General features: G+C 41.3%; 22 protein-coding genes. 11 read left to right on the top strand and 11 right to left on the bottom strand.

The window, feature by feature from the left end:
- Positions 1-123: 123 nt before the first annotated feature.
- Positions 124-408 (bottom strand): helix-turn-helix domain-containing protein, encoded by a 285-nt coding sequence (locus tag Phpb_RS06310; protein WP_065389623.1) that lies wholly within the window; start codon positions 406-408, stop codon positions 124-126.
- Complete coding sequence (locus Phpb_RS06305; protein ID WP_065389622.1) at positions 398-718, bottom strand: type II toxin-antitoxin system RelE/ParE family toxin; 321 nt, start codon at positions 716-718, stop codon at positions 398-400. The genes Phpb_RS06310 and Phpb_RS06305 overlap by 11 nt, the downstream gene beginning before the upstream one ends.
- 311 nt (positions 719-1,029) lie before the next feature.
- Here Phpb_RS06305 and Phpb_RS06300 point away from each other — a divergent pair, with 311 nt between their 5' ends.
- Positions 1,030-1,290 (top strand): antitoxin, encoded by a 261-nt coding sequence (locus Phpb_RS06300; RefSeq protein WP_065389621.1) that lies wholly within the window; start codon positions 1,030-1,032, stop codon positions 1,288-1,290.
- A gap of 40 nt (positions 1,291-1,330) precedes the next feature.
- On the opposite strand, the gene hemL is transcribed toward Phpb_RS06300, so the two are convergent.
- Positions 1,331-2,614: a glutamate-1-semialdehyde 2,1-aminomutase gene (hemL, locus tag Phpb_RS06295; RefSeq protein ID WP_065389620.1), complete on the bottom strand. Its 1,284-nt coding sequence runs from the start codon at positions 2,612-2,614 to the stop codon at positions 1,331-1,333.
- Between the two features lie 50 nt (positions 2,615-2,664).
- Positions 2,665-3,450, bottom strand: coding sequence for a DUF1460 domain-containing protein (locus tag Phpb_RS06290; protein WP_065389619.1), 786 nt, complete (start codon positions 3,448-3,450; stop codon positions 2,665-2,667).
- A gap of 318 nt (positions 3,451-3,768) precedes the next feature.
- On the opposite strand from Phpb_RS06290, the gene erpA reads away from it, so the two are divergent.
- Positions 3,769-4,113, top strand: coding sequence for an iron-sulfur cluster insertion protein ErpA (gene erpA / locus Phpb_RS06285; protein ID WP_036781943.1), 345 nt, complete (start codon positions 3,769-3,771; stop codon positions 4,111-4,113).
- 88 nt (positions 4,114-4,201) lie between these two features.
- Here the strand turns inward: erpA and btuF are convergent, their stop codons facing one another.
- Positions 4,202-5,029, bottom strand: a complete 828-nt coding sequence (gene btuF / locus Phpb_RS06280; protein WP_109396566.1) for a vitamin B12 ABC transporter substrate-binding protein BtuF — start codon at positions 5,027-5,029, stop codon at positions 4,202-4,204.
- A gap of 205 nt (positions 5,030-5,234) precedes the next feature.
- Complete coding sequence (mtnN, locus tag Phpb_RS06275; protein ID WP_065389618.1) at positions 5,235-5,936, bottom strand: 5'-methylthioadenosine/S-adenosylhomocysteine nucleosidase; 702 nt, start codon at positions 5,934-5,936, stop codon at positions 5,235-5,237.
- A 126-nt stretch (positions 5,937-6,062) separates the two neighbouring features.
- On the opposite strand from mtnN, the gene dgt reads away from it, so the two are divergent.
- Positions 6,063-7,589 (top strand): dGTPase, encoded by a 1,527-nt coding sequence (dgt, locus tag Phpb_RS06270; protein ID WP_065389617.1) that lies wholly within the window; start codon positions 6,063-6,065, stop codon positions 7,587-7,589.
- Here the strand turns inward: dgt and Phpb_RS06265 are convergent.
- Positions 7,573-9,924, bottom strand: coding sequence for an ATP-binding protein (locus Phpb_RS06265; RefSeq protein ID WP_065389616.1), 2,352 nt, complete (start codon positions 9,922-9,924; stop codon positions 7,573-7,575). The two genes, dgt and Phpb_RS06265, sit on opposite strands and share 17 nt — an antisense overlap.
- 53 nt (positions 9,925-9,977) lie before the next feature.
- Between Phpb_RS06265 and rlmD the strand changes: the two genes are divergently transcribed.
- The 6 genes from rlmD to Phpb_RS06230 all read left to right on the top strand — a co-directional run bounded on the left by rlmD (position 9,978) and on the right by Phpb_RS06230 (position 17,027).
- Positions 9,978-11,294, top strand: a complete 1,317-nt coding sequence (rlmD, locus tag Phpb_RS06260; RefSeq protein WP_065389615.1) for a 23S rRNA (uracil(1939)-C(5))-methyltransferase RlmD — start codon at positions 9,978-9,980, stop codon at positions 11,292-11,294.
- A 41-nt stretch (positions 11,295-11,335) separates the two neighbouring features.
- Positions 11,336-13,567 (top strand): GTP diphosphokinase, encoded by a 2,232-nt coding sequence (gene relA / locus Phpb_RS06255; protein ID WP_065389614.1) that lies wholly within the window; start codon positions 11,336-11,338, stop codon positions 13,565-13,567.
- Positions 13,568-13,626: 59 nt separating this feature from the next.
- A complete protein-coding gene (gene mazG, locus Phpb_RS06250) occupies positions 13,627-14,406 on the top strand; it encodes a nucleoside triphosphate pyrophosphohydrolase (protein ID WP_065389613.1) in 780 nt (259 codons plus the stop codon).
- Positions 14,407-14,567: 161 nt separating this feature from the next.
- Positions 14,568-14,819, top strand: a complete 252-nt coding sequence (locus tag Phpb_RS06245) for a hypothetical protein (RefSeq protein ID WP_065389612.1) — start codon at positions 14,568-14,570, stop codon at positions 14,817-14,819.
- Positions 14,812-15,144 (top strand): TauD/TfdA family dioxygenase, encoded by a 333-nt coding sequence (locus Phpb_RS27515; protein ID WP_131817497.1) that lies wholly within the window; start codon positions 14,812-14,814, stop codon positions 15,142-15,144. Before Phpb_RS06245 ends, Phpb_RS27515 begins: the two co-directional genes overlap by 8 nt.
- A 1,253-nt stretch (positions 15,145-16,397) precedes the next feature.
- A complete protein-coding gene (locus Phpb_RS06230) occupies positions 16,398-17,027 on the top strand; it encodes an AAA family ATPase (protein ID WP_065389609.1) in 630 nt (209 codons plus the stop codon).
- Positions 17,028-17,092: 65 nt separating this feature from the next.
- Here the strand turns inward: Phpb_RS06230 and Phpb_RS06225 are convergent, their stop codons facing one another.
- Genes Phpb_RS06225 through Phpb_RS06210 form a run of 4 tightly spaced genes read right to left on the bottom strand, consistent with a single transcriptional unit; the run spans position 17,093 to position 19,569 of the window.
- Positions 17,093-17,815, bottom strand: coding sequence for an Imm52 family immunity protein (locus Phpb_RS06225; RefSeq protein WP_065389608.1), 723 nt, complete (start codon positions 17,813-17,815; stop codon positions 17,093-17,095).
- Between the two features lie 60 nt (positions 17,816-17,875).
- Positions 17,876-18,598, bottom strand: a complete 723-nt coding sequence (locus Phpb_RS06220; protein WP_065389607.1) for an Imm52 family immunity protein — start codon at positions 18,596-18,598, stop codon at positions 17,876-17,878.
- Between the two features lie 13 nt (positions 18,599-18,611).
- Complete coding sequence (locus Phpb_RS06215; protein ID WP_065389606.1) at positions 18,612-19,220, bottom strand: restriction endonuclease fold toxin 5 domain-containing protein; 609 nt, start codon at positions 19,218-19,220, stop codon at positions 18,612-18,614.
- A 1-nt stretch (position 19,221) separates the two neighbouring features.
- Positions 19,222-19,569 (bottom strand): hypothetical protein, encoded by a 348-nt coding sequence (locus tag Phpb_RS06210; RefSeq protein ID WP_065389605.1) that lies wholly within the window; start codon positions 19,567-19,569, stop codon positions 19,222-19,224.
- Positions 19,570-19,732: 163 nt separating this feature from the next.
- On the opposite strand from Phpb_RS06210, the gene Phpb_RS25955 reads away from it, so the two are divergent.
- Complete coding sequence (locus Phpb_RS25955) at positions 19,733-19,909, top strand: hypothetical protein (RefSeq protein ID WP_165603272.1); 177 nt, start codon at positions 19,733-19,735, stop codon at positions 19,907-19,909.
- Between the two features lie 70 nt (positions 19,910-19,979).
- Positions 19,980-21,617, top strand: coding sequence for a glutamine hydrolyzing CTP synthase (gene pyrG, locus Phpb_RS06205; protein WP_065389604.1), 1,638 nt, complete (start codon positions 19,980-19,982; stop codon positions 21,615-21,617).
- The last annotated feature ends 72 nt before the right edge of the window (positions 21,618-21,689 follow it).

The following is a 21,689-nucleotide window of genomic DNA, read 5'->3' as shown; positions in this document are numbered from 1 at the left end:
GACATAGGTACTTTTATCTGTTGTGCCTGAGCAATCCCCAGATAACGTTTATAACTTTGGTCAGATTACCCGATATCTTTACCATAAAGTTTGATTAAGATATCAGGTATTGGGATTAACGTATTATGCGATAGTAATTTTGAGGTTTACTCCACAAGCTGCTGCATAGCGTTCAAGTGTTGCAATACTTGCTTTCATTGGGTTTTTTTCAACCTTAGCTACTGCCGGTGGGGTAATTCCTAGTCGTTCGGCTAACTGTGAACTATTAATACCTGCTTTCTGTTTCATGCTTTGGATTAGTTCGTAGAGTTTTTCTTCCTGTTTAGCTGCTTCATAAGCGGCTTGAGCTTTGGGGGATGAGAGGGCTTGCGCCTTCACTTCTGAAAATGGAATACCCTTAACTTTCATCTGTCATTTCCTCTAATCTTTGTAATGCCAGTTTGATTTCTGTCGGTGGAGTCTTCGGGGTTTTCTTTATAAATGTGCGAAGTATATAAATTCTTTTTCCCTTAGCATAAGCAAAAATTGTTCTGGTGATGTCTTTGTTGCCTACTCTCAGTTGAAATAGCCCGTCTCTTAGCGGCTCTGTTGTCGGATACCTCAACTTGTTCCCTTCAGCTTCTAGCTTATCAAGCGCCAGTATCGTTTTACCTCTCATAGTGTCGTCTAGCGATTGGAGCTCGTTGTTAGCCTCTTCGTGAAATATCAGTTCAAACATACATGTCCCCTATTAAGTTGGAACAAAATTAACTGATAGGTATATTTAAATCAAGGGTTAATTTAACTTTTGGGTTAAATTTGGTATTTCAATAAAGTTAGTCAGGTTAAGCATAGGACTTCCAACGGAATTATACATCCACTAAAACGGCGCTGAGCCTATGATTCAAGTTACGATATTTCAGTAGCAATCGTAGCGGTGAGTATTACATCAAATTGATTTATCAGTTCATGATTATCAAATCTCTTTTGATTTATGTATCAAGATCTGTGATAGGATTTGGGATATTCCAGTCAATATCAAGAGGTTGTATGAGCCATAAAGCTAAATTGTTTATGGATGGGAAGAGTCAAGCGGTACGCCTGCCAGCAGCTTATCGGTTTGATTCTGATAAAGTTTTTATTCGAAAAGATCCTAAGACAGGAGATGTAATACTATCCTGTAAACCACACGGCTGGGGCGGATTTTTTGCGGCATTGAAGGGAACAACTATACCCAATGATTTTCTGAGTAAAGAAGAGCGGTGTCAGCAAGAACAATCTTGTGACCCATTCGAAGGATGGAAAGAGTGAGCGCCGTAAAAATACGGCGCTATTATTTGAAAAAAAGAAACTATTTCAGCTTGGCAAAGCAGCGAGCGGCCGCATCAACAGTACGCTGAATATCTTCATCAGTGTGAGCGATAGACATAAAACCCGCTTCAAATGCGGAAGGCGCTAAATAAACCCCTTCATCAAGCATCAGGTGGAAGAAATGTTTAAAGCGCTCAATATCGCAATTCATCACATCCTGATAGCAAGTGACGGTTTCTGCATCAGTAAAGAAAATACCGAACATCCCGCCAACATGGTTGATTACCAAAGGAATGCCAGCCTCTTTTGCTGCTTTCGTCAGGCCAGCCGCCAGATTATCTGTTAGTTCAGTCAGGCGTTGATGAACGCCAGGTTGAGAAACTTCTTTCAGACAAGCAAGGCCGGCAGCCATCGCAATCGGGTTGCCGGATAGGGTTCCTGCCTGATAAACAGGGCCAATTGGCGCTAATTTCTCCATCACTTCATAACGTCCGCCGAAAGCGCCAACGGGCATACCGCCGCCAATGATTTTGCCAAGGCAAGTTATATCGGGTTCGACACCGTAACAAGATTGTGCGCCGGATAGGGCGACGCGGAAACCGGTCATCACTTCATCGATAATTAACAAAGCACCGAACTCATCACACAGCGTGCGCAGACCGGGTAAGAATTCTGGTTGCGGCGGTACGCAGTTCATATTACCCGCAACCGGTTCGACAATAATACAGGCGATCTCTTCGGGATATTGTTCAAACGCTTCTCTGACAGAGTGTAGGTCGTTGTAGGTACAGGTTAGCGTATGTTTGACGAAATCAACCGGAACCCCTGGCGAGTTTGGTTGGCCGATGGTCAACGCGCCAGAACCGGCTTTCACCAGCAGACAATCAGCGTGGCCGTGATAGCAACCTTCGAATTTGATGATCTTATCGCGGTTGGTATAGCCACGAGCCAGACGGATAGCACTCATGGTCGCCTCGGTGCCTGAGTTAACCATGCGCACCATATCCATCGATGGCACCAGTTCAGTCACCAATTGCGCCATTTCCACTTCGGCGGCGGTGGGGGCGCCAAAACTCAACCCTTGCTCCGCGGCTTTGATAACGGCATTACGGATAGCGCTGTGGTTATGTCCCAGCACCATTGGCCCCCAGGAACCGACATAATCGATATAGGCTTTACCATCAACATCATAGAGATAAGCGCCATCAGCATGTTTGATAAACAGCGGAGTACCGCCAACGCCATTAAATGCACGTACCGGAGAGTTGACGCCGCCGGGAATAAGTTGCTTTGCCTGAGAATAGAGGATGTCGGATTGGCTCATGAAAGGCTCCTGAATCTAGTTTTAAGTGGATTTGCCGTTTGCCCCACGGATTATAATGCTCTTAGAACGATAATTCCGGGTTTATTCTTTACGTAATCAAGAAATGGTGAATCGACAACTTTTTTATTCGCAGCAAGTGAGGATGCATTCCTCAGCATTGGGCCATGATCCGTCATAATAAAAATCCCTGTATGTGTGACATCCAGCCCGGCAAGATGGGTATATATTCCAATATAATCGCCCGTTTTTAAGTTCTTAATAACGGCATCATTGACCTTATCACCTGGAATATATTTGATCTCTCTTTTGGTGACACCCAGTCCGGGGATATATTCGCTACCATCAGCCTTTTTATTTAGGCTTTTTGTGATTGTTATGTAAGAAGGACTTATTTCATCCGTTACATCTTTGGCATTTAATTTTTCTCTGGTTGACCAATCTGTAAAGAAGTGTTTTCTTTGCAAAAAGCTAATCTTTCCGTCGATATATCTTGTCTGGATGAGATTTTTTACAAAATCATTTTGGTCGTTGGATTTCCTTAGCGATTCTACATAATCAAGGAAAGTAAAACAGTCTAACCCGCTAAAATCTATCACTAATTTTTCGGGTTCAGTCGGGGAACCAATAAGTTTGTTTGCGGCATAAGGTGTGCCCAGGAATTGATAAGAGACGTTTTTTATTATTTCACCTGGATTATCTTTATTTCCCGGTTTTACCTGGTTGTCTATAATTTCATTAATTTTTTTCGCGGTATAGCTGTCAATATCGGCTTGTTTGCTATGAATAGCACAGCTTGCCAGCGCGGCGACAAGCATCAGTGGTAACATTTTTCGCATAGGAACTCCATGTGATTACTTTGATAAATATTCAATAAAGTAACTAATCATGATGATAAATCAATATTTTTCCTTCTTATTGTAAATTGATTGACTAAGGATTTAACTATAATGGCGGTTTACTGCCCTTTGAGGTTATCGTAACAGGCCAGCAATAGTAAGCCACAGGTGTGATAATTTTTTGGCGGTTGGTGTGTTGTCAAAATGACAAAACTTGAACGAACTAATAAGGTATTGGATAATCCGGGTTATTAATGATCGGCAAATTTTTGTTGTCTTCTAAATATCTTTGCCGGGTTCCAGTCTGGAGTAAAAATGATGAGCGATGATATCGCATTACCTTTGCAGTTTACGGATGCTGCCGCTAACAAAGTGAAAATCTTGGTTTCGGATGAAGAAAACCCAAACTTGCGTTTACGGGTTTATATCACCGGTGGAGGATGCAGTGGCTTCCAGTATGGTTTTACCTTTGATGATCAAATCAATGAAGGTGATATGACCATTGAGAAGCAGGGTGTGGAGTTGGTTGTTGATCCGATGAGCCTACAATATTTGGTTGGCGGTTGTGTAGATTATACCGAAGGTTTGGAAGGTTCACGTTTTATCGTCACCAACCCTAATGCAAAGACAACCTGCGGTTGCGGCTCTTCTTTCAGTATCTAATTCCGGGCGATTTCCCGCGATAGGTCTGTGAATATAACATGACCTGTTTGCGGGATATTCCTGTCATCCTTTAACTGATTCTGATTTATCAGGAACCATCATCGTTCAATTGCTGGCATAGCTGTTCGGCTGCCAGAATGATGCGCGGTCCCGCGCGGTGAAACCAATCTTCATGTAATGTAATGACTTTGGCCCGCAATTGTGGATGCCAGAAATTTTCAATTAATCTGACCTGTTCCTGCCCGCCGCTGATAACAATTATCTCAGGTTTCCTGATCAGTACTTGTTCCCGACTGACTTGGGGCCAGGGGACGGGGCTGTCGGCAAAAATATTTCTGCCGCCGCAGATTGAAAGCACTTCACTTTGCAGTGTATGTCCTGAAGCGGTAAACAGAGGGTAAGTGCCGAATTGTAAAAAGACCGGTTTTGGTGTCGTGGCAGCATATTTTTGTTGCAAATTGGCAAATCGTTGACGAAGTTCAGTCGCGGATTTTTTTGCTTGTTCTGGGTGAGGGCTATATTCAGCGAGCCGTTCTAAATCTTGCGCTATCTGTTCGGTGGCGGTGGGATCGGAATAAAAGATTTTAATGCCAAAAGCCGCCAGTTGTTCCAGTGGACGTTGAGGATTACCGCCACGCCATGCCAGAATCAGATCAGGTTTAAGAGTAATAATGCGTTCCAGATTGATGCCTTGCCAGTTAGCCACTTGCTCAAGTTTACGGGCTTGAGGGGGATAATCAGAGTAGGCGCTGGCGGCAATTAGATTGTCGCCTAATCCGGCGGCGTAGGCTAATTCAGTGGTTGACGGCGATAAACTGATTACCCGCAAGGGAGTGGCATACAGAAAATGGCTGAAACTACCGAGAAACAGTAAAAGCAATAACCCAATTGAACTCGTGCTTTTTATCCATTTCATAGATGTACGCTCTTTAAAACATGAAATATACCCGTCATCTTTCAAGCTGCCTCTTTGTTGGCTGCACTCACTCACCCCGGTCACATAGTTATCTATGCTCCCGGGGATTCGTTCCCTTGCCGTCGCGATGCAACTTGAAATTCATAGGGTATATATCGCCGGCAAACACGCCCGAAAATATTAATCAGGGCGTGTCAGTAATATCTTATTTATCTTTACTCAGCGTTGTCAGCATTGCGTTGACCATCAATGTAGATTGACGGGCTGCCACGGCAAGAAATTCATCAAAGCTGATATGAGATTCTTTATCTGCCACATCGGAGATAGCACGCACAACGACAAACGGAGTGTTGTATTGATGGCAGACATGCCCTATCGCCGCGGCTTCCATTTCTACCGCTGTCACTTGTGGGAACGTCGCCCGGATACGTGCAAGGGGTTCCGCGCCATTAATAAAGGCGTCACCACTGCAAATCAGCCCATGTACCGCGTTCAGATTCAGTGAATGAATACACTTTTCCGCCAGAGCGATGAGTTGGTCATCCGCCACAAAAGCCGGAGGACATTGTGCCATCTGACCGGGTTCATAACCAAACGCGGTGACATCAGCGTCATGATAGCGAACTTCGCTGGATACCACGATATCACCGACTTGTAGCTTCGGATCAAGGCCACCGGCTGATCCGGTGTTAATAATCACATCAGGTTGACAATGTTCAAGCAGCAAAGTTGTACCAATTGCGGCAGAAACTTTACCAATACCGGATTTTAACAGTGCGATTTCCACGCCGTTGAGCTTACCGGTATAGATTTCGCAACCACCTCGTGACAGTGTTTGGCAATCTTCAATTTGATCGCGCAGTAAAGTCACCTCTTGCTCCATAGCACCTATCACGCCTACTTTCATGATGTCATACTCGCTGTTGATTAATTAATCATATAAAATCATCCCGTGTTTGAGTTTAACATTGAATTCGGAACAATCAGGTAATCTGTGATGTAAAACAGTGCTATCTCACAAGTCGGGGGATAAATGTCCGGGATAGACTTTAGTCAGAAGCTTAACTATCAGCGCAAATATCGTCAGTATCATATTGATCCTAATGATGAAGAACAGGTTATTCGCCAGTTTGAAAGTGATCGTGGGCGAATTATAAATTCAGCGGCTATTCGCCGTTTACAGCAGAAAACACAGGTTTTTCCACTGGAAAATAATGCCGCTGTTCGCAGTCGCTTGACGCATTCATTGGAAGTGCAACAGGTTGGACGCCATATTTCGAAAACGATTATTCATGAATTAAGAACGAATAATTTGCTGGCCGATTACGGGTTGGATAAACGGCTATTATCATTTGAAAGTTTGATTGAAATGGCTTGTTTAATACACGATATTGGTAATCCGCCATTTGGTCATTTTGGTGAAGCGGCGATTAAAGATTGGTTTGCCAGAAAGCTCGATCTTAATTTTTCCCTGGAAAATATTAAGCGGGAAGATCGATGCGAAATCCCCGCATTGCGTTTGTGTGGCGATGTGAAAAGAGATCTCTTTCGTCGCCAGTTGCGTAAAGATCTGTGTCAGTTTGAAGGGAATGCTCAAGCTATTCGTATGGTGCATAGCTTATTAAAACTCAATCTGACTTATGCCCAAGTTGGCTGTATTCTAAAATATACTGGTCCTGCTTTTCGTCTTGAAGAAACACCAAATCAATTTAATTACTTGATGAAAAAACCGGGTTTTTATTGGTCGGAAGCGCATTTTGTTCGCGAATTACGTCGTGAGCTTAAAATGGGGGAATTCTGTCGTTTCCCACTGACTTATATTATGGAAGCGGCGGATGATATCTCTTATTGCATTGCTGATTTGGATGATGCTGTTGAAAAAGCGATTTTTAGCGTCGATACCCTGATGGGATATTTGGAACAGGAGTGGCAAGAAAATGGCGGTCATCGGACCGGGGATCTATTCGACTTAACGGTCAGAAAGGCATACAAGGGACTTCACGGTAACGAATTACGTCGAAGTCAGCAGGACCAATTTTTTATGTATCTGCGGGTTTATATTACCGGTAAGCTTGTGCCTTACACTGCTCGTCGTTTTATTGATCATCTGCCGGCTGTTTTTGAGGGTTCATTTAATCAAGCGCTACTTGAAGATAAGAGCGAGGAGCATCGGTTGCTTGGAACATTGAAAAACATTGCTTGTAAGAGAGTGTTTAATCATCCAGAGATTGAAAAATTAGAGTTGCAGGGATACCGAATCATCAATGGGTTATTGGATTTTTATTATCCGTTATTGAAGATGTCCCGTCAGGATTTTGTGGAACTCAACCAGAACAATTTCCACAAAGATTATTTTATGGAAACTCGGCTGTTACACAAACTTTCCACCAAACATCGTCTCGCTTATAGTGAAGCTGTGGAGAAAATTGTTGCCACTGATCAATCTGAAAAAGAGCTGATGGAATTCTATTATCGCGCTCGTCTTATTCAGGATTACATCAGTGGCATGACAGATAATTATGCTTATGAAGAGTATCGCAAATTTATTGTGTGTAATTGATCTTCTCGCCGCTACTCAATATTTTTTTTGCGGCGGTAAGGACATTATCAATTTCATCTGCTAGTTCCAACAATTCGGGTTCTATATCTGTTAATTGAACGCCTTGTTGTAATTGTTGTTCAATTAATTGGCAGAGGGCTTTAAGTTGCGGCACGCCGCTATAACAGCAGCTACCGTGTAGTTTATGGATCTGCTGCTGATAATCTTCCACCGTTTCCCCTGACAAAACTTTTTCTGTGATTGTTTTAATCGTTGGCAGTAAATCTACCAACATTTGCAACATATCAATAGCTAACTGTTCTTTTTCAATGGCCTGTTGTAGTGCTAATGTCCAGTTAATATGTGGTGATTTTGGTGTTTTAACGTAGCGATTTAACACCGATCTCAGGCGATCTTCATCAAGAGGTTTGGTCAGGAAATCCTCAAATGGCGATTGATCTGTATCGCTCTTTGGTCGGCAAGTATAGGCTGTAACCGCAATGATCGGCGTACTGCGGTGCTGCGGTAGTTGGTGGATGCGGTCGGAAGTACAGATGCCATCCATACCTGGCATATGAATATCCATCAGAATAACATCAAAATGGTGAGTGGTTACTGACTGCAAAGCTTCTTCTCCACTGCTACATAGCACGGTTTTTTCCACGATTTCTTCCAGTAATGAGCCTATTAGTTTGAGGTTAGCTGGATTATCGTCAACGGCCATGACGGTCATCGGTAAACGTGGGGGATGGATAAGCGTCTTTTGTGGTACAACCGAGCCGGTTAGAATGAAATCGTTTTTTCCTAGCCATAAATCAAAACGGAAAACAGAACCTTTTTTCGGCTCACTGGTAAAACTGATATTTCCGCCCATTTCTTGGATCAGTTTCCGTGTAATAACCAGACCGAGGCCGGTGCCGCCATAACGGCGGGAAATGCTGGCATTTGCTTGATGAAAAGCCTGAAATAGATGAGGTTGCTGTTCAGGGCTGATACCAATACCTGTATCGCTGACCGTAATCTCTAAATTGATTTTATGGTGCTTCTGTTGTAGCAGATTGATATTTATCTCTACAGAACCTTGGTCAGTGAATTTAATCGCGTTACCGATGATATTGGTGAATATTTGTTGGAGGCGCGTAGGGTCGCCTACGACCAGATTTGGTATTTGGGGATCAACATGGTGAGTTAGCTGAATATTCTTACTTTTGGCGCTGAGTGTTAGTAACACCATAACTTCATCAATCGTATCTTGTAGCAGGAATGGAATGTTTTCCAATACCAATTTATCCGCTTCAAGCCGTGAAAAATCCAGTATATCATTGATAATGTTCAGTAGATGATTAGCGGAACGCTCGATAATATACAGATATTCAGTTTGCTGTATTGTTAAAGGTGTTTTCAGTGCTTGGCGGGTGAAGCCAATGACGCCATTAAGTGGTGTGCGTAATTCATGAGACATGTTTGCCAGAAATTCCGTTTTTATTCTGGCTGCTTCTTGAGCGCGTTTTTTCGCTATTGCCAGCTCAACATTCTGAATTTCGAATTGCTCCATTGTTGCCCGCAGATCTGATGTTGCCTGATAAATATCGTTTTGCATCTCTTCTTTATAGCTGGAGAGCGATTTAGCCATTGCATTAATGCCATTTTTCAGTGTATCTAATTCACCAAAATATTTCCCATTGACTCGGCTGTTTAACTGTCCTTGGCGAATTCTATCGACAGTACTGACGATATCGCTGATTGGCTTCGTGATCTTACGAACCAAATGGTAGGCGAACAGCGATGCCCAACCAAGGCAAATGAGCAATAGTAATATAAAAATAACGATTTCTTTATATTGCTGTAAGTGAGCGGACCGTAAATCAAGATCAATGGCGATATAACCAATCGGATGTAAAGAGGAGACGTCAGAATGCTGCTGATTCTGAGACAAATAGTGTTCTGAAATAATGGGTATGCGTAAAATAATACTGTTTTTAACCTCCGTTTTTGTCAATGTGTTTGGCAGAGGCATCTCTGGCGAGATCTGTAGTTGAGCCGCATTGTATTTATAGTTTGATATATCAAATAGTTCATTATCGTCATTAAAAATGGCAATCGCCCGAACTATCTCAGAATTTCTGCGATGGAGCCGGGTTATCAATGAATTGACACGTTCCCGGTTATGCAGGTTTATGCCAATTTCACTGGCGATGGAAAGGGGTTCAATAATACTGATTCCAGATCGAACAATTTGGTTTTTCAGTTCACGATGGTGATAACAGAGGAATGAGATACTGAAAAACATGCCAACCAGTAAAATTGGAACCAGGATCAGGCTCATCATGCGGATGCGTAAGCTATATTTGGTCATAATCGTCCATTGTGGGAAAATAAGAACTTAATAATTCATAGTCCGTAAGAATCATGGTGCAATTTTATTCCCCCAACCGCCGAATAGTAAATCGACATATCATCACAGTGACTGCCGATAATCTGGATGCCCAAGGGCAGGGTGTAGCTCGCTATCAGGGTAAAACTATTTTTATCGCCGGATTATTGCCCGGTGAACAAGCACAGGTACAACTAACGGAAGAGAAGCGTCAGTTTGCAAAAGCAAAGTTGGTTAAGCGTTTATCTGACAGTCCATACCGTGTGAATCCCCGTTGTCCGCATTTTGGAGTATGTGGCGGTTGTCAGCAACAACATGTTGTACCTGATTTACAACGTGAGAGTAAAGCCAGCGTCCTCGAACATCTGATTAGACGGGAAACCGGTGTAACGGTTTCTGCCAAGCCGGTGATTCTCGGTCCCGAATATGGTTATCGGCGTCGGGCAAGGCTTGGTTTACATTATCGAGTAAAACAGCGCCAATTGGTGATGGGATTTCGTCAAAATCAATCCAATGAATTAGTGGCGATAAAAGAGTGCCCTGTTTTGCAACCTGAATTGGAACAGTTATTGCAGCCATTATCTCAGTGTCTGAATAACTTGAAAGCGGTTAAACGGTTGGGGCATGTGGAACTAGTGCTAGCCGATAATGGTCCATTGATCATATTGCGCCATCTTGATCCCTTGAAACGGGAAGATAGAGAGAAACTATGCACATTTTCCGTGCAACATAACGTCGCTGTCTATCTAGCGGCGGATGAAACCTCACTTGAATCACTGAATGAACCGCCGGAACCTTGGTATCAAGTAGGTGGCTTGAAACTGGTTTTCAGTCCAAGAGATTTTATTCAGGTTAACGATCAGGTGAACCAACAAATGGTTGCTCAGGCGATAGAGTGGCTCGATTTACAACCGAATGACAGGGTGCTCGATCTGTTCTGTGGAATGGGGAATTTTACCTTACCTATTGGTCGCGTAGTGCAATCTGTGGTCGGAGTCGAAGGGGTTGCCACGCTGGTGGCTAATGGGCAATATAATGCCAGATTAAATAATTTGGATAACATATCTTTCTGCCATGAGAACTTGGAAGCCGATATACATCAGCAACCTTGGGCGAAATTGGGGTTTAACAAGGTTTTATTAGATCCGGCGCGGGCTGGTGCGGCAGGGGTTATGTCACACATTGTCAAGTTGGCCCCGGAAAAAGTGGTCTACGTCTCTTGTAATCCAACAACATTGGCGCGGGACAGTAAGATTCTGCTTGAGGCTGGCTATCAAATTATCAGTGTGCGGATGCTGGACATGTTTCCGCATACAGGCCATCTGGAGTCAATGGCGCTATTTAGTCGTTAGATCGTGGTTGGATAGAAGCTATGAAGTAATCGGGAGAGATTATGGTTGCGGTAAGAAGTGCTCATTTAACCCCTGCGGGAGAGTTTGCAGTAAACAGGTGGATCGCTAGTTTAAATGTAGCGAATCTTCAATTGGGTGAGAAATTAGCCGAAACCTGGCGTTATTGTCACGAAAAAGCGCAAAATCATCCTGATTCAGAACTTCTGTTATGGCGTGGTGTAGAGATGGTTGAGATCCTCTCTACGCTAAGTATGGATAATGACAGCATGCGTGCTGCGCTACTATTCCCGTTGATGGAAGCTAAATTACTTGACGATCAAACCGTCACCGGGGCGTTTGGCGGTGTGATTACCAATCTGGTGAAAGGCGTTATGGAAATGGACGCCATTCGCCAGTTAAAAGCCACTCATCACGATTCAATCTGCTCTGTACAGGTTGATAATGTTCGCCGGATGCTACTGGCGATGGTGGAAGATTTTCGTTGTGTCATTATCAAATTGGCAGAGCGGATTGCCCATTTGCGGGAAGTTAAAGAGGCGACTGAAGATGAGCGTGTACTGGCTGCGAAAGAGTGTTCCAACATTTATGCGCCGCTTGCTAACCGACTAGGCATTGGTCAACTTAAATGGGAGCTTGAGGATTACTGCTTCCGTTATCTTCATCCTGATGAATATAAAAAAATTGCGAAATTACTGCATGAGCGCCGAATTGATCGTGAGCAGTATATTGATCACTTTGTCAAGACATTACGCAAGTATACGCTCAAGGAGGGCGTCACTACTGAAATATACGGGCGTCCTAAACATATCTACAGCATTTGGCGCAAAATGCAGAAAAAATCACTGTCATTTGATGAGCTGTTTGATGTTCGGGCTGTGCGGATTGTGGTTGAACGCTTGCAGGATTGTTACGCGGCATTGGGGATAGTACATACTCACTATCGTCATTTGCCGGATGAATTTGATGATTATGTTGCTAACCCGAAGCCGAATGGCTATCAATCCATTCATACCGTCGTGCTTGGTCCGGGTGGTAAGACATTGGAGATTCAAATCCGTACCCGTCAGATGCATGAAGATGCGGAATTGGGAATAGCCGCCCACTGGAAATATAAAGAGGGAGCAATGGCGGGCAGTCGTGCCGGATATGAAGGACGCATTGCATGGCTGCGTAAACTGATCGCATGGCAGGAAGAAATGGCTGATTCTGGTGAGATGCTGGACGAGGTTCGCAGCCAGGTGTTTGATGATCGGGTATATGTATTTACACCGAAAGGCGATGTTATTGATCTCCCTACCGGTTCTACGCCGCTGGATTTTGCCTACCATATTCACAGCGATGTGGGGCATCGTTGTATTGGGGCGAAAATCAGTGGTCGCATTGTGCCATTCAGCTATCAATTGCAAATGGGCGATCAGATTGAAATCATCACACAGAAACATCCGAACCCAAGTCGTGATTGGTTAAATCCAAACTTGGGATATGTCACCACCAGCCGCGGTCGGGCGAAAATCCATAACTGGTTCCGTAAACAGGATCGGGATAAAAACATCATTGCTGGTCGTCAGATGCTGGATAACGAGCTGGAACACTTGGATCTCAGCTTAAAAGAGGCGGAAAAGCTGCTCATTGCTCGTTATAACGTCCATACCCTTGATGAAGTGCTGGCGGGAATTGGGGTTGGTGATATCCGTATTAACCAATTGGTCAATTTCTTACAAAGCAAGCTCAAGAAAACTACCGCGGAGGATGCGGATCGGGAAGCGCTTCGCAATTTAGAAAGTAAATCACATTCTCAGCGCAGTTCTGCTAAAGATGATGGACGGATTGTGGTAGAAGGTGTGGGTAACTTGATGCATCACATTGCCCGTTGCTGCCAGCCAATTCCCGGCGATGAGATTGTCGGCTTTATCACTCGTGGTCGGGGAATCTCTATCCATTGGGTTGATTGTGAACAACTGGCAGAGTTGCAGGCGAGTGCGCCTGAAAGGGTGGTGGATGCGGTTTGGGGAGAGAGCTATTCCAGTGGTTACTCACTGATTGTGCGTGTCGTTGCGAACGATCGCAGTGGATTATTGCGTGATATCACCACGATTCTGGCGAATGAGAAGGTGAACGTACTTGGGGTGAGTAGCCGCAGTGATGTAAAACAGCAGATTGCTACCATCGATATGAATATTGAGATTTATAACCTGCAAGTACTGGGGCGGGTTTTGGCGAAAATCAATCAGTTACTGGATGTTATTGAAGCCAAACGTCTTCATGGCAACTGACCGCGGGAAAATTTGGATAAAAAATGAAATCATCTGCCAACAAAGAGGCAACTTAAAAGATGACGGGTATAAAACGGTTATTAGAGATTATGGCGCAGTTGCGCCACCCTCAACAGGGATGTCCTTGGGACAAACAACAGACATTTAAAACTATTGCACCTTATACATTAGAAGAGACTTATGAAGTCATTGATGCCATTGAGCGTGGTGATTTTTCTGATCTAAAAGAAGAATTGGGCGATCTGTTATTTCAGGTAGTGTTCTATGCTGAAATGGGCAAAGAGCAACAGTTGTTTGATTTTAATGATATCTGCGATGCGATTAGCAATAAACTGGAGCGCCGCCATCCACATATTTTCGGTCATCAGCGGGATATCAGCGGTGATGTGGCTATCGGTGGTTGGGAAAAACATAAGGCGCAGGAAAGAGCGCAAAAAGATCTCCATTCGGTGCTTGATGACATTCCGGCAAGTCTGCCGGCATTGATGAAAGCTTACAAAATACAGAAACGTTGTGCCGCGGTTGGTTTTGACTGGGATACTTTAGGGCCGGTGCTGGACAAAGTTTACGAAGAGATCGACGAAGTGATGGATGAAGCTCATCAGGCGGTGGTTGATGAACAGCATCTGGAAGAAGAGATTGGCGATCTGTTATTTGCCGTTGTTAATTTATCCCGTCATCTCGGATACAAACCGGAAATTGCATTGCAAAAAGCATGCAATAAGTTTGAGAGCCGATTTAGAGAAGTAGAAACATTGATCCTAAATAGAGGCCAAACCTTGGAAGCAGCAACATTGGAAGAAATGGAACAAATGTGGCAACGGGTTAAGAAACAGTAACCGGAAATAATAGCCTGAAAGCTGGGGTTTTTATTTTTTTTAAGAGGGAAATTTGTGTTGAATAAATTTCCCTGAGCTCTGTTTGAGTTAGTTCTAGATATTATAAATGAAGGTAAAATTGATATATCGAATATATTAAATATAAAAAATATAGAGATGTTATGATAGATAAGATATCAAAGCTAAATGATATTCATGTAACTATAAGTCAAGCTAATTTTATTTTCTTTTCAGGAGGTTTTAATAATATTAATTTATTTAAAAATAAAGTCATTGAAAATGGGATAAAAATAAATACTTTCCCATTAGGTTATTTAAAGACCACAGATAATAGTATAAGGTTATCTATTGGTGATAAATTAACGAATGATATTATTTTAAACCTTATCTTGACGAACTTTTATTTTGAATAAATATGGAGAAAAGTCTGGATTATTATTTAATGATGAATGTCTTTCTCGTTTTTCCAATGATAAGTTTTTTCAAAAAAGAATATTTTCAAGAATAGAAGATAGAGTTGGAATATCGTTTTCACCATTACTCAATAATTTTAAATGTACGGAAGAGGTTTACTCAATGCTTATGGATATCAATATATTTATACATCAAAAGGAAAATCAATACCGATTGCATTTAAGGGAAAATCAATGTATTGTGTTTAGTAATTATTTGTATTTACATTCTAGGACGAAATTTCCGAAAGACTCACAAAGGACGTTGTTTAGATTTTGGTTTTAGGGGATTGTATGAATTTAATAATAGCTGATGCATTGGAGTATAGAGACAGAATAAAAAAATTTGCGTCCGGGAACAAAAATGTCATTATATTTCTTTGTTTCTTATTACTTCCGGCAAAAGCCAGTGGTGTAATTGAGTTCTTAATTATCTTGTCTTCGAATATTGTTACTCCAGAGAACTATACCCTATGGATTTCAAGATGCATCGCGGCGGCAAGGGAGCGAATCCCCGGGAGCATAGAGAACTATGTGACCGGGGTGAGTGAGTGCAGCCAACAAAGAAGCAACTTGAAAGATGACGGGTATATATCAAATCGTTTTATTGCTTTTCCATATCCTTAATAATGTATGTGTTATTTTATTTGGTTAATATAAGGTTTTTTCCTACAGCGAGGAAAAATTCAATTGTTGTTTCTTTGGTAGATAAAAAAACATTGTTTCTTTGTAGTATCATTTTTTTCATTTATAGTGCTTTTCCGATGATTATTTTCTTTTCTTTAGGTTTTTTTTCTGGAAATGCTAATTCTTTATATTATTCTTCATCTATGTTGTTTTTGATTGTTTCTTTTGCTGTAATTGGATTTTGCTTGTTTGAGTTAAATTTATTATGTTTTATTTTGGTTGCTGCATTCTTTATTCTTTCTGCATCATTGAGAAATGGAGTATTGTATAATTTTATTTTTACATCGGCTATTTTATTAATAGCGTTTAGATTATATTTAAGCTCTGCATCATGTCACACAATTAATCAACATAAGAAATTATTCTCATCAGGATTTTTTTTATCACCTTATATTATAAACCTACGATGCCATTTCCATAAAAATAAAACATCGTCATTTATTATGTGATTATCTGTTCTGATTTTATATATATTATGTGAAAGTGCGTTTTCTCAAATTCCAGCCAAGGCTGATTATATATTACTAACATATTTCAGTGTTGTTATCTATATGTGCATGTTATTGTTTTATAATCTCTCATATATTGAAATAAATCGATTTTCATATTTATTTAATTTTTTGTCTATGCAAAAATTTTTATTTTATAATTATTTGGTTTCTTTGTTTTTATTTTCTATTTTAATTTCTGCTTTTTGTTTTTTTGTGGTGAAATCATTTTCAGTTATTATGTTTATATCCTATATTTTTCTTTCAGTTATTCTCTCATTTATTTCTTTATTGAGAACTCAGTATACGAAACTTATTATTCTCTGTGTTATTGTCTCTTTTACATGCTTTTTGGGGGTTATTTATGCTTGAAGTTATTGGACTGGAAGTTATTATTAATGATAAAATTATTTTTTCAGAAAGCAATTGTAATTTTTATGTTGGATTGAACCGTATTGCGGGAATGAATGGGTCGGGTAAAACGACTTTTCTTTCAAGTATTGCGGGTATGAATAAGGTTAAAAAAGGAATGATTAACTTTATAAAAAAGGAGAAAAAATATCGATTTAATTTACAGAAACATGGTTTTTATGTATCGGATAATGTTGATTTTTATAACTTTATTACTGGGATGGATGTGATAAAGCTATGCAAACGTTATAGGAAAAATAATCTAAGACATCAATTAGATTACTATTTAAATGGTTTTGGCATATCTAAATATTCTGGTATTGAATATGGGCAAATGTCACTTGGTACAAAAAAGAAATTCTTATTGACCTCAGCTTTTATTACGGATGCAGATGTTTATATTTTTGATGAGCTAACAAATGGCCTTGACTCAGATTCAATAACATTTTTAATAGAATTGATGATTTCTCTTGCAGAAGAGAAAATTGTTATTTTTAGCTCACATGATGATAGCTTTTTGCAGGGATTAAATTTCACTACCTATGAAATAAATGGTAATAAAATAATGCATCATAGGGAATAAAATATCCTGATTAGTAGTAATGTAGCGTTGCCTGAATGTAAAAACATAAAACAACGCAATTGCCGTTAAACCTCAGTAATTAATGGCAGTAATCCCAAATTCAACAACTGAATTTCAACATCATTGGCTTTATCAATATCATCCTGATTTTCGCCGTCAAAAATGCCTTGTTTGGTGATAATTAATGTCCCCAATTGTTCTTTATCATTGGTAATAGGCAAGATTTCAGCTGCCATTGGTAATAATGCGGGGTCTATAACGAAGGGTAAATAAATCATCCAGCCTGCACTTAACCTGTCGGGAAATACCTGATTTCGTTTCAAGGTATAGCCGTTAGTTTCCACCATAATGTAGGGAGCATTACGACTGAGAATTAAAAAGGTAATAAAATCAATCAACCGTGAAAACTGAAACTCTTTTTCGTCAATATTGAGTCTTATTGTTATATTAGTTTGTTCTAACTTGTCTCTACGGTAGTTCTCATAAAATAGGGAACAGGCAAGGTCATCAACTTCACCATCCCAGATTTTCTTTCCTATAAAAGGAAAATCTTCTTTGTAACTTTCTTCAAACACCTGAACCGCTTTTTCTGTCGGGTGGCCCCCTTCAAAAACAAGGTGTTCCAATGCTTCCTTACGAGTATGACCTGTCAAATACCAGTTTTTTTGACGCCCGAAGAGTTGGTCAATCTGTTGTGTTATCTTATACAAATCAGCCAGTGCCACTTGAGGAGTCAAAGATTCTTTCCAGTCAAAATATAGTTTTATTTTTAGCGATAAAATATTCATGTATTACCTCAGATTATCTAAATAAGGGAGTATGAAATACCTACCTGATAAGGGTAGAGACTAAACCTCAGTAATTAATGGCAGTAATCCCAGATTTAACAACTGAATTTCAACATCATTGGCTTTATCAATATCGTTCTGATTTTCGCCGTCAAAAATGCCTTTTTTGGTGATGATTAATGTGCCTAATTGCTCTTTATCATTTGCAATAGGCAAGATTTCATCTGCCATTGGTAACAATGAGGGGTCTATAACGAAGGGTAAATAAATCATCCACCCAGCACTCAGCCTGTCGGGGAATACCTGATTTTGCTTCAAGGTATAACCGTTAGTTTCTACCATAATGTAGGGAGCATTACGACTGAGAACTAAAAAAGTAATAAAATCAATCAACCGTGAAAACTGAAACTCTTTTTCGTCAATATTAAGATCTATTGTTATCTCAGTTTGTCCTAACCTGTCACTACGATAGTTCTCATAAAATAGGGAACAGGCAAGATCATCATCTTCGCCATCCCAAATACTTTTTCCTATAAAAGGAAAATTTTCTTTGTAATTTTTTTCAAACATTTGAAACGCTTTTTCCGTCGGGTGGTTCTCTTCAAAAACAAGGTGTTCTAATGCTTCTTTACGAGTATGGCCTGTCAAATACCAAGCCTTATGACGGCCAAAAAAGTGATCGATTTGCTGAGTAATTCTATATAAATCAGTTAATACTATTTGGGGACTCAACGGTTCTTGCCGGTCAAAATACAGCTTTATTTCTGGTGATAAAATGATCATTTGTTATCTCGCATTATCTGAATAAGGGGGTATGAAATACTTTAATATTGGGATATTTAGAAAACTCTTTTGAATAGTAAGCCGCGCTCATAGGTTCCATAAAATGCCAGTGGGAACGTGGAATGCCATTCAATGAAGTGCATACTTCTTGCTGCCGTCCTCCTTGGTTCCTCATTGAATCTTTTCCCGTCCACCACCCCATTGGCTTTCCCTTCCTAAAAAACTGATCATATTTAGCTTTAGATTCCAGAAATAGGCATGCTTTTGGTCGCCAGCCATCAAAACTGACCCCCAGACATTCCCATACTTGTATGAGTTTTGCGTCCGGTTTGTAAACGGTTTTTGCTATCTGGAGTTGATAATCAAGGGTAACCTGTGAATATGAACTGGTACTCTCCCAACTGGGACTCACTTTCTCAATGGCGGGGCAAGCCTTGCATTCCTCCCTTGTTGTACTGATCACATCCGTTCGGGCTTCCGCTTGCTCTTTTTCATCATCCTTGTCTTTTGTCATTTCCGTAACGCCGAGGCCCACACCAACGCCGACTAATATGCCCGCAAGGGCTGATGCCGCATATTCGGCAGCAGTCAGAGCGACCGGAACTACCAGAGGTAAAGGCATGTTAATTGCTCCTTTTCAACAATTTATCTATTATTCTCAAGATATCTTTGTATTGTTGTTCCGGGTTTTCTCCTGCTTCAAGGGCATTTTTGATTTCTGGAGTATCATGGAAATTAAGATTGAAGGCAGTTAAATAAAGGTATGATTTAATCAGCTTTTTATCTTTAAAGCCCAGGTCTTCGATTAAATACCGATAGGCTTCTTTAAGTCGCTTATGCAAATTTTTCTCATCCTCATGCACAACCAAGTCGGCATGTTCTGACAAAATGCATTGCCTGATTTTTTCAATATAAGTATTGTCCTCTATATCAATAATTTTATCGAATTGTTCCTGAGTCAGTGTAATCATGACGCCGCTCCTTAAATCATAAGTGACTGTTACCTATAATGGGGCCTTTGGGTTGAGTGTGATTTAGGTGAAATGATCACTATAGAAGCAATAATACTGTTTTTTAATCAATTAAAGCAATAAAATCATCCGACATTGAGAATAAACAGGCGCGATTGACTTCATGGAAAATAAAGTTTGTGTCTGTGCTCATGTTGACATTGACAATGCTATGAAAGGGGCTGTTATCCACGTACAACGAATGAACCGGCTGTGCTTAAGCAGAGATGGGGTTAATGTGGGACAACAAAACGCGGGAAAAATACCTTATTTGCGTTCAGATTATTTGTGGCGAATTTAAGGTTCGGGTATACTGCTTTCCCGTCCTGGTTATATCCATCATCCTTTAAACCTAAACTTTCAGGTTCAGCATGAAAACTAATTATATTTTTGTGACCGGCGGGGTCGTATCCTCTCTGGGTAAAGGCATTGCCGCAGCCTCTTTGGCGGCTATACTCGAAGCCCGTGGACTCAATGTGACGATTATGAAACTGGACCCGTACATCAATGTCGATCCAGGTACGATGAGTCCAATCCAACACGGGGAAGTTTTCGTTACCGAAGATGGTGCTGAAACTGATCTCGATTTAGGTCACTACGAGCGTTTCATCCGTACTAAAATGACTCGCCGCAATAACTTTACGACGGGGCGGGTTTATTCCGAAGTACTGCGCAAAGAGCGCCGTGGCGACTATTTGGGGGCGACTGTTCAAGTTATTCCTCACATCACCAATGAAATTAAAGATCGCATCATCAGTGGTGGAGAAGGTCATGATGTGGTGCTGGTGGAAGTTGGCGGTACTGTCGGTGATATCGAATCACTGCCGTTCCTCGAAGCGATTCGTCAAATGGCGGTAGAAGTTGGCCGTGAACACACTTTATATCTGCATCTGACACTGGTGCCTTATCTAGCGGCGGCTGGAGAAGTCAAAACTAAACCTACTCAGCACTCGGTAAAAGAACTACTCTCTATCGGTATTCAACCGGATATCCTGATTTGTCGTTCAGATCGCGTCATTCCCGCTAATGAACGGGCAAAAATTGCGCTTTTCTGTAATGTGCCGGAGAAAGCGGTTATCTCCCTAAAAGACGTTGATTCCATTTATAAAATCCCAGGGCTATTGAAATCTCAAGGCTTAGATGATTATATTTGTAAACGATTCAGCCTTGATTGCCCGGAAGCAAACTTATCTGAATGGGAGCAGGTCATTTACGAAGAAGCTAATCCTTCTGGTGAAGTCACTATTGGGATGGTGGGTAAATACGTTGAACTGCCTGATGCGTACAAATCCGTGATTGAGGCATTGAAGCACGGTGGATTGAAAAATCGTCTGACGGTTAACATCAAACTGCTTGATTCGCAGGATGTTGAAACTCGTGGTGTTGAATTATTGAAGGGACTGGATGCGATTCTGGTTCCTGGCGGTTTCGGTGGCCGTGGTGTGGAAGGCAAAATTATGACCGCCCGTTATGCGCGTGAGAACAAAATCCCTTATCTGGGGATCTGCCTCGGCATGCAGGTGGCATTGATTGAGTTTTCTCGCCATGTTGCGGGTTTGGAAAAAGCCAGCTCGACAGAATTTGAGCCAGATTGCCGATTCCCGGTTGTTGGCCTGATCACTGAATGGCGTGATGAAGACGGTAATTTAGAAGTGCGTAGCGAAGAGAGTGATCTTGGTGGAACGATGCGTGTGGGTGGTCAGCCATGCCACCTGACAAAAGATAGCTTAGTGCGCGCCTTGTATGGAGCAGATACGATTGTTGAGCGTCATCGTCATCGTTATGAAGTGAATAATTTACTGCTAAAACGTATTGAAGCCGCTGGTCTGCGGGTAGCGGGTCTTTCAGTAGACCATAAGTTAGTGGAAATTATTGAGATTCCAGATCATCCTTGGTTCGTGGCTTGTCAGTTCCACCCAGAATTTACTTCCACTCCTCGTGATGGCCATCCGTTGTTTAGTGGTTTTGTTAAAGCAGCCGGTAAATATCAAAAAGGCCAGCTCAAATAAGATGTGCAGTAAGTGGCGGTATGAAGTATTCCGCCACTTACCTGAAATGTAACTTGTACTGAGGAAAACCTA

The organism is Photorhabdus namnaonensis (assembly GCF_001684335.1).
GTDB classification, from domain to species: domain Bacteria; phylum Pseudomonadota; class Gammaproteobacteria; order Enterobacterales; family Enterobacteriaceae; genus Photorhabdus; species Photorhabdus namnaonensis.
Note: the sequence above shows the minus strand (reverse complement) of the source record. Positions and strands in the feature narration are given on the sequence as shown.